Origin of the sequence: Cephaloticoccus primus (assembly GCF_001580015.1) — a bacterium.
Classification (GTDB): domain Bacteria; phylum Verrucomicrobiota; class Verrucomicrobiia; order Opitutales; family Opitutaceae; genus Cephaloticoccus; species Cephaloticoccus primus.
Genome location: NZ_LSZQ01000012.1, coordinates 74,313 through 88,512 on the forward strand (window position 1 = coordinate 74,313; position 14,200 = coordinate 88,512).

8 protein-coding genes are annotated in these 14,200 nt (G+C 63.4%); 4 read left to right on the forward strand and 4 right to left on the reverse strand.

From position 1 onward, the window contains the following. The first annotated feature begins 196 nt into the window (after nucleotides 1–196). Together AXK11_RS01430 and AXK11_RS01435 are read left to right on the forward strand one after the other, a co-directional pair. Nucleotides 197–2,536 (forward strand): TonB-dependent siderophore receptor, encoded by a 2,340-nt coding sequence (locus AXK11_RS01430; RefSeq protein ID WP_082780740.1) that lies wholly within the window; start codon nucleotides 197–199, stop codon nucleotides 2,534–2,536. 48 nt (nucleotides 2,537–2,584) lie between these two features. Further along, nucleotides 2,585–3,457, forward strand: a complete 873-nt coding sequence (locus AXK11_RS01435) for a sugar phosphate isomerase/epimerase family protein (RefSeq protein ID WP_068628592.1) — start codon at nucleotides 2,585–2,587, stop codon at nucleotides 3,455–3,457. A 247-nt stretch (nucleotides 3,458–3,704) separates the two neighbouring features. Here AXK11_RS01435 and AXK11_RS01440 read toward each other — a convergent pair whose 3' ends face one another. After that, a complete protein-coding gene (locus tag AXK11_RS01440) occupies nucleotides 3,705–6,662 on the reverse strand; it encodes a M16 family metallopeptidase (protein WP_068628593.1) in 2,958 nt (985 codons plus the stop codon). A gap of 241 nt (nucleotides 6,663–6,903) precedes the next feature. On the opposite strand from AXK11_RS01440, the gene AXK11_RS01445 reads away from it, so the two are divergent. Continuing rightward, nucleotides 6,904–7,173, forward strand: coding sequence for an AbrB/MazE/SpoVT family DNA-binding domain-containing protein (locus AXK11_RS01445; RefSeq protein ID WP_068628596.1), 270 nt, complete (start codon nucleotides 6,904–6,906; stop codon nucleotides 7,171–7,173). Beyond that, nucleotides 7,170–7,595, forward strand: coding sequence for a type II toxin-antitoxin system VapC family toxin (locus AXK11_RS01450; protein WP_068628598.1), 426 nt, complete (start codon nucleotides 7,170–7,172; stop codon nucleotides 7,593–7,595). Before AXK11_RS01445 ends, AXK11_RS01450 begins: the two co-directional genes overlap by 4 nt. 91 nt (nucleotides 7,596–7,686) lie before the next feature. Here the strand turns inward: AXK11_RS01450 and AXK11_RS01455 are convergent, their stop codons facing one another. From AXK11_RS01455 to uxaC, 3 genes are all read right to left on the reverse strand, one after another. Beyond that, nucleotides 7,687–10,584 (reverse strand): M16 family metallopeptidase, encoded by a 2,898-nt coding sequence (locus tag AXK11_RS01455; protein WP_068628600.1) that lies wholly within the window; start codon nucleotides 10,582–10,584, stop codon nucleotides 7,687–7,689. After that, entirely contained in the window at nucleotides 10,581–12,230 is a 1,650-nt protein-coding gene (locus tag AXK11_RS01460; RefSeq protein WP_068628602.1) for a glycoside hydrolase family 32 protein, read from the reverse strand. The genes AXK11_RS01455 and AXK11_RS01460 overlap by 4 nt, the downstream gene beginning before the upstream one ends. Before the next feature lie 447 nt (nucleotides 12,231–12,677). Beyond that, nucleotides 12,678–14,102: a glucuronate isomerase gene (gene uxaC / locus AXK11_RS01465; RefSeq protein WP_068628604.1), complete on the reverse strand. Its 1,425-nt coding sequence runs from the start codon at nucleotides 14,100–14,102 to the stop codon at nucleotides 12,678–12,680. Nucleotides 14,103–14,200: the final 98 nt, after the last annotated feature.

Below are 14,200 nucleotides of genomic sequence, written 5' to 3' on the forward strand. Positions count from 1 at the left end.
ATCGCGCTTTGGCGGAGTATTGGCGCGGCGCCTGGATGAGGCGAGCGAAGGGCAGGTGCCGCGGCAGGAGTTGCGGCCAGATATTTTTGGGAAAGCCCCTCGGCCCGAGAGCTTTTCCGAAATCTCACGCGGCCGCTCGCAGGGCGGCCCTATCGTAAACCCCAGGTCGTGAGTCGGCCTTTAGCTTACCCCAACAATGAAACACCCCAACTCCCCAAATCTCCCTCCCCGCCTGATCATAACCGCTACGCTTTGTGGCGTGTTGATTTCGATAACGGCGACCGTCTCGCTCGCGCAGACAGCTCCCGATCAAACTGCGGAGGAGACGGTCGTCCTCTCGCCATTTGAAGTCTCCTCTTTGGCTCCAGCGCGTTATCAAGCGAGCGAGTCTGCTGCGGGAGGGCGTATCGCAGCAAATATCATGGATACGCCGACGACGGTCACGGTGCTGACTTCGGAGTTTCTCAACGACGTCGGCGGCTCCCGCGTTCTCGATGCCACCAAATATGTGGCGGGCGTGGGCGAGGCCCGTATTCCGGGCGGGGAAGATCGCACAACGATTCGCGGCTTTGAGACGGGAGGCCGCCGGGTGGACGGGTTTAATACTGCGGGCCGCGGAAACTACGACCACGGAGCCATTGGCCGGGTCGAGGTCGTAAAGGGCCCTGATGCGCTGCTGCACCCCTCGGGCACACCCGGGGGCACGGTTAACCTGGTGACCAAGAAGCCGCAGTTCACCTTCGGCGGCTCGGCCAAACTCCAGCTTGGCGAATACAATACCAACCGCGCAGAGGTCGATGTCACCGGCCCGATCAATGACTCTTTCGCCTACCGCGCAGTCGTCGCCTACCAAGACAGCACAGGCTACATTGATGGCTATCGGCGCGATTCACTTCTCTTCACACCGTCGCTCACGTGGAGACTGGCCCCACAAACGAACCTCACGCTGCGCTACGAGTACTATCACTTCAAAGATGCCAACATCGTAGGCATCCCGACTGACCCGAGCGTCGGCACACGTGGCGCGTTTAAAGTGCTCCAGGGCGTCCCCCGCAATTTCAACCCGACCTACGGACGAGATTACGAGTTTGATCGCGAGGAGTGGAATCAAGCCATGCTGCTTTTCACTTCGACACTGACGGATCGGCTCTCTGTACGCGTGGCAGGGCGCGTCGCCGAAGGCAGAAACCCTCAGTCCGACTTGCGCATCCGCATGAGCTACCTGCTCCCCGTGCCTGCTGGCTGGACACCTGTCAACCCGCTCACAGGCGAGTACGTCCCGGGCGTCCTCTTCGACCCCAACCCGCCCTACACCGCGACGATTCCCGAGCCCGCGCTTGATCCCAACCTGGGCCTCATCGGCACGGAACAAACCACTGACAGGCGTTATCGCGATGTGCAGAACGACTGGTCCTACATCGTCGAGGCGGACTCACTGAAATCGACAACACTGCTCGGCTTTGCCTACGCCTACTCGAGTCGCAACTCCGACAGGGCACAGCGCTTCGCACCGTCCATCAACATACTCACCGAAACACGCCCGAGCGGCACGCCCGTCGTTGGCCCGATAAACTCGCAACGCCGCCTCCAGGAAAGCCGCTACCAAGTCTACCTGACAGAGCAGCTCGAACTGTTTGATAAGCGGGTCGTGATTTCGGGCGGCGTCTCGCACGTCACCTTTAACGCCCTCAGTGGGGACAAGCTCTCTGCCGCCAAAACTCCGCCCAACCCAGCCGTCGCAGGCCAGATGTTCCCCGGCTCCGGCAGCAAGGCGACCTACAACTACGGCGTCGTTGTAAAACCGCTGAGCAGCCTGTCGCTCTACTACGGTCACACCGAGAATGCCGTGCCTGTAGCGGACTTTGAGCAAGTGGGAGCGGGGATTGCGCCGACCTTTTCGGCGGGAGAGCAGGACGAGTTTGGCATCAAAGGCAGCTTCCTCGATGGGCGCATCATCGCCTCAATCGCCTACTACGAGATTTCGCAAAGCGGCTACGAAGTCTTCAACCCGGGCAACTTTGCCAACCCGCCACCGCCCACACTATTGCCCAGCCTATACCTCTCGCGCGAGGCCAGGGGCTGGGAGTACCAGGTCACTGGCTCCATCACTCCGAGCCTCTCGGTCATCGCCAGCTATACGGATACGACCAATCGCGATCCCAATGGAAACCTCCTCGGTGGTGCAGCCGAAGAGCTGGCGAGCGGCTACATCCGCTATGAGTTCGTGCGCGGCTCGCTCAGGGGACTGGCCCTCGCTGTAGGCGCGGTCTACAGCGGCGAACGAGCCATTGAGAATGTCGCGGGGCTCACTCCGGCATCTACGCCAGCCAACCCGATCCCGATTCGCAGCTCTGGTTTTTTGCCCGCGCATACACTCGTCGATTTCACGCTAAGCTACACCCGCGCCAACTGGAGCTACAGCCTCACGGTCGCCAACGCGCTGGATAAAGACTACATCGCCGCGCCCGACGCCCGCACCCTCATCAACGTCGGTACTCCCCGAAACATCTACGGCTCGGCGACGTGGAAATTCTAAACCGCACCCGATCCACACACACGTCCACCCCGTAATCCCCCCAAAAAAATGAAAATACAACGTCTCCCACTCGCTGCTGCCCTTAGCGCGCTGCTGCTTTGTGCGGCTTTGCCCACTGCCATGACAAGAGAGGCCAAGGCCCAAAAAGAATCTCCAATCGCCGTGCAGATGTATACGCTGCGCAGCATGCCGACGCTTGAGGCGCAGTTAGCCGCCGTGAAGGCGGCGGGCATCACTGCGATCGAGATCTTCGGCAATCAAGGTGTCTCGGCTCATGAGCTGAAGGCCCTTGTAGAGAAATACGGGCTCAAGATTGTTTCTGCGCATGTAGAGCTATCTGACCTGCGCGAGAACTTCGGTGCCCAGGTCGCCTTCAATAAAACGCTGGGAAACCACATGCTGGTGGTGCCTGCGCTGATCCTCTCCCAAATGCCGAACAAGGACCCCGCTGGCTGGGCCGAAGCGGGGCACTACCTCGGAGAAATGGCCCGCCGGCTGGAGGCCGAGGGACTGTCGCTCGCCTACCACAACCACTCTTATGAATTGGTAGACTTCGACGGGAAGACGGGGCTTGAGATCATGTTTGCCGCGGCGGGCCCCTCACTCCAGGCCGAGCTCGATATGTCCTGGGTGGCGCGCGCAGGCTATGACCCTGTGGAAATGCTGGAGAGATTCTCGGGGCGGGTCTTTGCCATTCACGCCAAAGATCGCGCCCCAGTCGGGCGGGCCGATAATCACCTCGGCCTCGCTACGGTAGGTGAGGGCGTACTCGATTGGGCGGCGATCCTCCCCGCTGCGGCACAGGCTGGCGCACAGTGGTACATCATCGAGCATGACTTACCGAGAGATCCTGCCGCCGCCGTAAAAGCAGGTGCCGCCTACCTCAGGGCCCAGCTATCCTCCACCTCGCTTACAAAATAACAGCCTCAAGCTGCCCTTACTGTATAACGCCACAAACTGGCTGCGGATGGTGCTGCCCCTCAGTCAACAAGAGCCAGCAACTCGCGGAGGCTGTGGGGCTGCCTCTTCCCGCTCGCGCGGGGCGGCGGGCGAGAGGGGCCCGGGGAAGTTGCGCTCGGCCAACAAGCCGGGCGCCTTTCTCAAAGGGGAGCAGACTTTTCCGGTTTGGCGGCTGACACCTCGGGATGTGGCGGCGAGCCCGGCGGGATCACTCTTTGCCCTCGGGCAGGACGAGAACGCGCGAGGCGCGGGCGGCGCCGAGATAGGTGCGCGCGAGCTCGCTCAGCTCTTCGACGCTGATCGACTCGATGTCGCTGCGGAGTGTCCGCACCGGATTGAGCGTCTCGGGGTTTTCCTGAGCCTGGGCCAGAACAGTGGTGAGCCAGTACATGTTGTTGCGCTGTAATTGGCGCGCATCGTTCAGCTTCACTTTCCGGATGCGGTTGAGCTCTTCCTTTTTCACGCCGTTGCGGGCGAGCTCGTCACCGATCTGCACAATCAAATCCTGCACCTGCCGGGCCTGGCGCGGATCGACTGTGCAACCGGCCTCGATATAGCCAAAGTTGGGAGTGGCTTCGCCTCTGTTACTCTGGACCGAGGGGCTGTAGCTGGCGCCCATTTTCTCGCGTACCTGAGCGCGCAGCCGCTCTTCAAAGATGGAGGCGAGAGCAAAGAGTAAGTGCGAGTGGCGGTGGTCTCCCGCGCCACGAGTGGGCCAGTACACGCGCACTTCGCCCTTATCGATCTGCGTCTGGATGCGGTAGGTTTCGTTAAACGGTTTTTCGGGAAACGTTATTTTAGCCAGCTCCGCGGTGAAGTCGCGTTTCTGCGCACGCGCGGGCAGTGCGCCCAGTGTCTCGGCCACAATCGCCAACAGCGCCTCGGGATCGAAGTCGCCTATGACCGAGACTTCGAGCGGGCCGTGCGCGAGCTGCGGGCCCAGCCAGTCACGCAGCTCCTCCATCGTGCGCGAGAGCAGGACGCTCTCTTCGGGCAGGGCAAAGCGCGGATCGCCGCCGGAAAGGATACGAGTGACCTCAGCCGTCAACGGCCCTTCAGGCGTGTGCTGAAAGTGCAGGTACATATTCTGCGCGACTCGGTGCGCCTGGCGCAGGGCTTCGGGCCGCCAGCCGGGGTCGACCAACTGCGCGGTGAGCGACTGGAAATACATCCGCAGGTCTTTGGGGAAGCTCTGCCCCTGGAGGATAAAGGCATCGTCCCGCACCCTGAAGAGCGCTCCTCCGCTCACTCCGGCAAAGAGCCGGTTCAACTCCTCAACGGAATGCTTCCCAAGTCCGGCGGAGTTGAAGGTCAGATCTGCCAATGTGTTTAGCCCGGGCAACTCTACGGGCAGGGCGATGCGGCCCTCGCCAACGCGCAGCCACACGCGCACGAGCCCGGGCTCGAAGTCAGTTTTCTTGAAGTTGAGCCGCACGCCGTTGGCGAAGCGGACGAGCCGCAGGTCGAGATCGGCCACGCGCTCGTCACTCACGACTGTGCCCGGCTCGCCCCAATCGGTATAGGCCCACTCGACTGCCTCGCGCTCGCCGAGCGGCTCGACGGGCACTTGGCTGGCAGCTCGGCCAACCTCCAGGATAACCTCAGTCGGGCTCTTCCCCTCCTCCTCAATCAGCGCATTGCCCATCACGCTGACGAAGAACCCCTCCCCAAGCCCCGGCGGCCTGCCAAAAAGCATCTGCAAAAACCGCTGGCACAGCTCGAGCGGGATCTGGTCCAGTGACGGCTTGAGCAGCCCGTAGTCGAAGTGCGGATGGGTAATGACTTTCCCATCGTGGAGGGCCTGCGCGATTTGGTTGGCTATCCTTCCGGACTGGCGGTTGGCCGCACCGCGGCCCATCGCTTCAATGGCGGTTTTAAACTCGGCCAAAACCTCGGCGAACTCTTCGGGCAGGAAGCCATGATCCCTCACCCGGCGCAGCTCCTGATCGGCCACCGCGAGCGCCTCGCGCCATTGCTCGCCCTGAGTGCTGATCTCGATTGTGGCTTGTCGGTAAAAGTTGAACTCATCCTTCCTCGACACCTGAGCAGCGAGAAAGGGGGCACCCTCCTTCTGCGCCAACACCGCGAGCCTGCGATTGAACATCTCGAATGCGACGTCGATCACCAGATCCATCATCCGGTTCGGGGCGCTGTCTTCACTCAGGAGGCCCTTAACCTCGGCGTGCAGATCAAGATTGTAAGGCAGGATATTTGTGATGCGGACGCTCGTGGCCGGAGCCTCCGCGTCGTAGTAATAGTAGGCGCGGGTAACATCAGGGTTGGGCAGCTCGCCCAAGTCGGGCTCGGGGCGGGCGGGGGCGCGGGCCTTTAGCGGCGCGAAGGTTTTGCGAATCTGCGACTCGACCTTCTTCGCATCAAAGTCGCCTACGGCCACGATCATCATCCGCTCGGGCCGGTACCACGTGTTCCAGAAGTCGAGGAGCTGCTCGCGGCCAGCAGAGCGGATGACCGACTCCTCGCCGATGGGCAGCCGCTTGGGCACGAGCGAACCGCCCAAGATAAACTCCAGGTCCGCCGCCTTCGCTCGGTAGAGTGAGCTATCGCGCTCGCGTTTCTCGCTGAGGACGACGGCGCGCTCGCGCTCGATCTCCTCGTCGAGCAACAAGAGCCCGCCCGCGTAATCGCCAAACACCTGAAACGCCTCAGCGAGTGTCTCCGCATCGGTATTGGGCAGCTCCAGCATGTACATGGTGCGGTCGAAGCCGGTGAGCGCGTTGGTATCCGCACCGACGCGCATCCCCATCCGCCGGAAAAACTCGACCAGCTTTCCCGGCGGGTAGTGCGTGCTGCCGGCAAAGGCCATGTGCTCCAGAAAGTGCGCGAGGCCGCGCTGCTCGTCGGTTTCGTGGAGCGAGCCCGCACGCACGATGAGCCGTAGCGAGGCGCGGCCCTCCGGCTGCTTGTTGGGATAGACTGCGTAGCGCAGCCCGTTGCGCAGCTTGCCCGTGCGCAGCGCGGGATCTTGCGGCAGCTCAAGCTGCGGCATCCGGTTGGTTGGGCGCTTCGCGGGTGCCGGCCCCACTGCGGTCGCCGACTTGTTTTTCGGCGCGGGCGAAGAGGGGGCATCATCGGTCGTGCAACCGCCGAGCAGCAGCCACGAAAGCAGCAGGGCAAGGCCCAGCGCGAAGGGGTAACGGGGGTTCATGATGCGCAACCTCTACGTAGCTCCACCTATGCGCGAATAAAAAACAGCGACGGTGCGGCTTCCCCACTCATGCTCTCGGCTCCAGTGGCACCTCCACTCAAGCCTGCGCGGAGGTCGGCGACCTCGGCCCAATTTGCACAGCGGCTCAGGAGTCGAGCGCATCTCACCCAAAGGTCACAGACGCTGTCGATTTGGCGCAGGGTTTGACTGTCCCTATGAGGGGACACAACGTGCGCGCGTTATGAAGTTTACTGCGAAAGTGTTTAAAAGCGGGAACTCAATGGCACTTCGGCTGCCAAGCGCGCTGAAGTTTGAGTCGAAGGAGCTTTGCATTGAGAGGGGCAATAGTGGGGATCTTATCGTTTATGACCCGGTGGTTCGCGAGCGGGCCTATCAAGAGCGGCGGAAGCGGTGGGATGAGATACACCGGGAAGTCAGGACCGAGGAGGAAGCCGCAATTGCCGCTGGGGCGAGTGAGAAGGACTTCGAGTTCCCGCGATTTGAGCAATGAGTCTACCTGACTACTTCTTCCTGGATACCAATGCAGTATCAGCGTACCTGCGGGGTCGCGATATTGGGTTGGTTGCGCGTGTGCGGGCATCGTGGCCGAGCTTGCGCCTGTCGTCCATTGTTTGGAGTGAGTTGGAGTACGGGGTACGCAAGCAGCCGGAGCGCCCGAAGCTGCGCGCGAGGTTAAATCGGCTGCGCGAAGATATTCCTGATGTGCAGCCGTACGACGAACGGGCAGCGGAACTTACGGGTGAAGTGCGGGCGTACCTGGCAAAGTTGAAGCCGAATGCGCAGCCGATCGGGGCGATGGACAGCCTGCTCGCCGGGCATGCGCTGGCTTTGGGATATGGGATTGTGACGGCAAATGTGCGTGAGTTTACGCGTGTGCCGGAGCTGGTGGTGGAAGACTGGGGCGAGCGCTGATCAGGCGACATTTGTCGCCGCCACCGCCATCCTGCCCCCCACGGGCAGGAGGAGCTGCCCGTTTTTCTGCAATCAATCAAACGCACTCCTCCTACTTTGCCTCCGGCAAGACGATGACGCGCGAAGCACGGGCGGCCCCGAGGTAGGTGCGCGCCAGTTCGCTGAGCTCCTCGGCCGTGATCGACTCGAAGTCGCGCTCGCGCGTGCGCGCCCAGTCGAGCGACTCGGGTTTTTCCTGGGCGTCCGCCAGCACGCTGTGCAGCCAGTAGTCGTTGCTGCGAAGCGATTCGCGGATGCTCGTCATCACGGGCTGGCGCGCGCGCTCAAGCTCGTCGGCCGACACTCCATTGCGCGCGAGGTCGTCGCCGATTTCCACGATCAGGTCGGTAATCATCCCGGCCTGCGCGGGATCCACGATGCAGGCGGCCTGCATGGAGCCGTAGCCGGGGAACACTTCGCTCGCCTGGCTCATGGCGCGGGGGCTGTAGCTGCCGCCGATCTCCTCGCGCACCTTTACGCGCAGCCGGTCGTTCAGCACCGCGCCGAGCAGGGCGAGGCGGCGGCGGCGCTGCACGTCGATCCCGTCGGTCGTCGGCCAGTACACGCGCAGCTCGCCTTTATCGATCTCGGTCGGGATGCGGTAGTTTTTGTTAAACGGTTTCTCGGGAAACCTCACCTGCTTGCGCTCATCGAGGGCGCGGCGTTCGCGGCGCGGCGGCAGTGCGCCGAGCGTCCCTGCCACAGCGGCGATAGTCGCCTCGGGGTCAAAGTCGCCCACGATCGCAACTTCGAGCGGGCCTTGGGCGAGCGGCTCGGTGAGCCATTCGCGCGCCTCTTCCGGCGTGCGCGAGAGCAAGACCTCCTTGGGCGGCAGGCCGAAGCGCGGGTCGCCGCCCATTACGAATCGGGCGACCTCGGTCGCGAGCGGGCCATTCGTGGTGTGGGCAAAACCGCGATACATCTGGTTAATATCCTTGTGCAGCTCGCGCAGGGCCTCGGGCCGCAGCCCCACATCGGTCAACTGCGCCGCCATAATCTGGAGCTGGAGCTGGAGGTCGTCGCGGGTCGTCTCTCCTGCGAGCGTAAAGGCGTCGAGCTCCACCCGGAAACCCGAGCTCACCGTGTGTCCGGCCAGGAGCCGCCGCAGCTCGTCGGGATCGTGCGCACCGAGCCCCCCCAGATTAAAGAGCCCTGCCGCAACCACACCGATGCCCGGGTACTGCTCCGCAGGCTCGCAGAGCTTCCCCTCGCCCACGCGCAACGCGACCTTGATGACACCTTTTTCAAACCCGGTTTTCTTAAGGTTAAGGCGCACGCCGTTGGCGAAGCGGATCAGCCGCAGGTCAAGATCGGCCACGCGCTCATCGCTCACGACCCGGCCCGGCTCGCCCCAATAATGGTAAGCCCACTCGGTCTGGTGAAGTGCTTCAGGCGGGGAAACCGGCTCGCGCTGCGAGGCGACATAGACATCGCGAATCGCCGCCCTCGCCGCATCCGGGGCCGGCTCACCCGGGTCGCCAATCACGGAATTCCCCATGACGCTGATGTAGTGCCCGCGTCCGGAAAAGGTCTCGCGCAGCGCGGCGAGGCAATCCTCCGGAGTCAGGCGGGAGAGCGCCTCGGAGAAGAGTTCGAGATGAGCCTCGGGATGGGCGAATATCTCGCCCTTGTGAAGGGCCTCGGCGAGCTCGTTGGAGAGCTGGGACGAGTGGCGAGTCGGTGCGCGGCGCACGGCCTGCTCCAGCACGCTGCGATACTCGGCGACGACCTCGGCGAGCTCCTCGGGCCGAAAGCCAAACTGGAGCGCGCGGCGCAGCTCCTTGTCCGCGACTCCGAGTGCCGCGCTCCAGTGCTCTGCCGTCGTGCTTATCGACAGCTCGGCCTCAGTCACGAAGTGGAAATAGTCCCCCACATAGGCCCGCCCCGCGGCAAATGGCGCCCCCTCCTTCCTCGCCAGCTCAGTGAAACGGCGGTTGAGAATCTCCAGCGCGAGATCGCGCGGCAGCGCGGCGAGCCGCTTCTGCGCGCTGTCGGGCTCGTCTGCGTAGGGCGTGAGCCAGGTCAGGCTGACCGTCGTCGAGGGCGCCTCGGGCTCGTGGTGGTAAAACACGCGCAGGCCCTGAAAGTCAGGCACCCGCCCCATGTCGGGCAGTGGCCGCGCCGGTGCCTTTGCCGCAAGCGGGGTAAAGGTCTCCCGAATCTGCGCCTCGACCTGCGCGACATCGAAGTCGCCCACAGCGACTACGATCATCCGCTCGGGCCGGTACCAGGTTTCCCAAAAATCGACGAAGCGGTCGCGCCTGGCCTGCTCGATCACCGGCTCCAGACCGATCGGCAGCCGCTGCGGCAAGCGCGCTTCATTGAGCATGAACCCAAACTGGGCGACGAAGATGCGGTAGCCCACGTTGTCGCGCGCGCGCTTCTCGTTGAGGATGACGCCGCGCTCGCGGTCGATCTCCTCGTCGAGCAGCAGCAGCCCGCCCGCGTAGTCGCTGAGCACGCGCAGGCCCTCGGCCAGCGTCGGCTCATCGGTGCGCGGAAGCTCCAGCATGTACTGCGTACGGTCGAAGCTCGTGAAGGCGTTTGTATCGCCGCCGAAGCTCATCCCCATGCGCTGGAAAAACTCGACCAGCGTCCCCGGCGGATAGTTCGTGCTGCCGTTAAACGCCATGTGCTCCAGGAAGTGGGCGAGCCCGCGCTGCTCCTCCGTCTCGTGGAGCGAGCCCGCCTGCACGACGAGGCGCAGCGAGGCGCGGCCCTGCGGTTCCTTATTGGGGTAGATCGCGTAGCGCAGCCCATTCGGCAGCGTGCCCGTGCGCAGGGCGGGGTCGACTTTCAGCGAAGGCTCCGCCGCAGCGGGGAGCGCAAGTGCGGTCGGCGCAGGCGAGCCATTGGGGGCGGCGGGAGGGGTGGGAGGGGCGGAGTTGGGAAACCCCGAGAACGGGAAAGCGAGAGCAAGGACAAGAGCGAGCGGGCGGAGAGACTTCATCGCCCATGCTTATCTCGATAGGGCTCATCCGCCTCCAGAGAAAACGTGGCACCGGCAATCGCCGCCCCCAGGCTGAGCTCGATAAAGGGCCGCTTCGGGAAAAACAGGGCGGTCATCACGCGCAGGCCCTCGTCTACGAAGATCTCCACCGAGGTTTTATCGAGGACGAACAGGAACTTCACCTCGCTGCGTGGCCCGCCAAAGAGCGGGGCCGTCATCACGGGCTCGGCGAAGTTTTCATCTCCGGCAAAGCTGCCCGAGTAGCGACGATCCACGAAAAGCCCGGCACTGCCCTCGGCATTATCGATTCCAAAAAACAGCCGCTCATCGCAGCCATTCCTGAGCGTAAACGTGGTGCGGCCCAGCCCGAGGTTTGCCAGCGACACCGAAATCACCGCGCAGCTCAGGTCGAGCTCGTCGGCGTGAATCAGCACCGCCTCGGAGTCAGCCCTCACGACGCCGGAGCGGGTAAGTGCGCAGCTCAGGTGATCAAAGAGCTCCTGCACCGGATAGCTTTTCAGGACGTAGCCTTCGGGGCAGCTCACCAGGCTGAGCTCGCGGGCAATGGTCATTTGGCCGAGCCAACCGTCGGCCCGGGAAGGCAGGTTCGCCGCGTAGTCCCAATTCGACATCCAGCCGATCATGATCCGCCGGGGGCGCAGCCCCATGCTTCCCACCCGGCCGTGCGGGCTGGCCTCGCCCTCCAGCAGCGGCGTATCGCTCACCGGTACGTTGTTAAACAAAACGCCCGCGTAGTTATCGCGGCCCCAGTCCACCCAGCGCGCCGAGCTCTCGCCGCTCTCTTCGCGCGCCGCACGCTTCGTTCCCCCGCGCCCCTTTGTTTTGGAAACGCGGGAAACCGAAAATGCCGTCCCGTCGAAATCGCCCACAAAGTACTGCGTGGCCGAACCGGGGTTTGGCCCGCCCGGATTTACGCTCACCAGCAAGACCCATTTTTCGCCCTCGCTGGCTGCCTGCTCACCGCCCTCCCCTGCGCAGCCCTGGACAGGCAGCGGGAAAAGATCGGGGCACTCCCAGACTCCACCGTGCGCACCGCAGTCAGCGCCAAACTCCGAGAGAAACGTCCAGCCCTTGAGATCCGGCGAAGAGTAAAAATGCACGCGATTTCCCACCGCCAAAACCATGAGCCAGTGCCCGCCCGGAGCGTACCAAAAGACCTTTGGATCGCGGAAGTTCAAATGCAGCGACGAAGAGGCCAGGACGGGGTTCCCCTCGTAATGTGTCCACGTCAGGCAGCCATCCAGTGAGTACGCCAGCGCCTGCTTCTCTTCCTCCTCCGGCTCAGAAGCCATCACATCATGGGCGGTGTAAATCGCCACAACAGGCGGGTTCGCCGCCGTGCCAAAGCCCGACGTGTTTTGATAATCGACGACCGCGCTCCCCGAAAAAATCTGGATCGGCCCCTGCGGACACAACGCAGTCGGCTGCTGCTCCCAGCTCACCAAATCGGGGCTCGTCGCATGGCCCCAGTGCATCGGCCCGTGGATCGGCTCACAGGGGTAGTACTGGAAAAACAGGTGCCAGATGCCGTCGAGATACAGGAGCCCATTCGGATCATTCATCCAGCCCTTGGCAGGGGAAAAGTGGTAGTGCGGGCGGTAGTCAGTTTCGGAGGACGAGTTCATAAAAAGGAATGGGCGGCACCCAGCCGACCACTCCTTCCGATCCCCCGAAAACGCCCTTGTTCACGCCGAACCAAGTCATACCCGCACACGCCCCAAAGACCCACTGCGCGTGGGGCGGTGGGCAGTGCCCACTCCCATTTACTGTGCCGCTTGCTCACCGTGCGGAACGCACGGTGAGCAAGCGGCACAGTTGGAAATGCCCGAACTTCGGTCGGGCTGGAGATTAACCCGCAAACTTTCTCGCTTCGCCCAAATGGGTTTACGCTTCGTCTGCATTTGATGCCTCAACCCCTGTCGCAACGCGACAGGGAGGCAAATTTGGGAATCGTGCTTCGTCGCGCAGCGACGAGGCCGATTCCCAAATTCAATGGAAGGGGACACCGTCCCCCGCCGCCCGCGCAGGGCCGCCCCACGCGCAGTGGATAGCTTTGGCGAGCGAGCCGCCCGTCAGGCTGCGTAGGCCGGATCCAGATCGAGGCGGAAATAGCCGCGCGCGTTGGCGAAGCAAATGTCGCGCACCATCCCGCCGATCAGCTCGCGATCTGCCGGCAGCTCGCCGCGCTCCATATCCGCACCGAGCAGATTGCACAACGTGCGCCGGAAATATTCGTGGCGCGGGTAGCTCAGAAAACTGCGCGAGTCGGTCAGCATCCCCACAAAACGGCTCAGCAGCCCGAGGTTGGACAGCGCGTTGAGCTGCCACTCCATCGCCTCCTTTTGGTCGAGAAACCACCAGCCGGAGCCGAGCTGGATTTTCCCCGGGATCGTGCCGTCCTGGAAGTTCCCGATCATCGTGCCGAAGACGTAGTTCTCGGCGGGGTTGAGGTTGTAAATCACCGTGCGCGGCAGCTCGTTGGTCGAGTCGAGCGCATCAAGGTAGCGGCTAAGCGCGCGCGCCTGCGGGACATCGCTGATCGAGTCGAAGCCCGTGTCGCGGCCCAGCCTGGCGAGCAGGCGGCTGTTGTTGTTTCGCAGCGCGCCTAGGTGCAGTTGCTTCGCCCAGCCGCGCCGCGCATCCCAGCGGCCAAACTCCAGCATCAGAAACGAGGTAAACTGCGCGCACTCCTGCCCGGTCGCTGCACGGCCCGCGCGCGCCGCCTTGAAAATCGCCTCGGCCTGCGCCGCCGTACACGGCTCCGCAAACGCCGACTCCATCCCGTGGTCGGAGAGCCGCCCGCCCACCTCGTGAAAGGCCGCGTGCCGCCGATCCAGCGCGACGAGGAAATCCTCGAAAGAGCCAACCGCCATCCCCGCCGCGCCGCCGAGTTTTTCGAGCCACGCGTTAAACGCTGCGGGCTGATCCACGATCAGCGCATTATCGGGGCGAAAGGTCGGGTAGACGCGCGTCTTGAGCGCGCCGCTCGCGTTAATCGCTGCATGCGCGTCGAGCGAGTCCGCCGGATCGTCAGTCGTGCACACCACGGCCACGCGATTGGCCGCGAGGATGTCGTGCGCACGCAGCCCCGCCAGCCGCTCGTTGGCCTGCGCCCAGATCCGGTCCGCCGAGTCGGCATTGATCAGCTCACTGATCCCGAAGTAGCGCAACAGCTCCAGGTGCGACCAGTGGTAGAGCGGGTTGCGCAGCGTGCGCGGCACCGTCGCGCACCACGCGGCGAACTTCTCGCGCGGCGCCGCATCTCCCGTGATGAAGCGCTCGTCCACTCCATTGGCCCGCATGGCGCGCCACTTGTAGTGGTCGCCGCCCAACCAGATCTCCGCGATGTCGGCGAACTGGTGGTTTTCCAAAATCTGCCGATGCGGGATGTGACAATGGTAGTCGTAGATCGGCTCGCTCTTGGCGAAGCTGTGGTATAGGTCGCGCGCGGCATCCGTGTGCAGCAGGAAATCATCGTGGATGAAGGGCCTTTTCATAAGAGGGGGAGCGGGGGCGATAAAGGGAGGTGGGCGGAGCAGCGGTGGGGGGGAGAAATCCGGAGCAGTGGAAACGGACGCGGTGCCAGCAGGCGGAG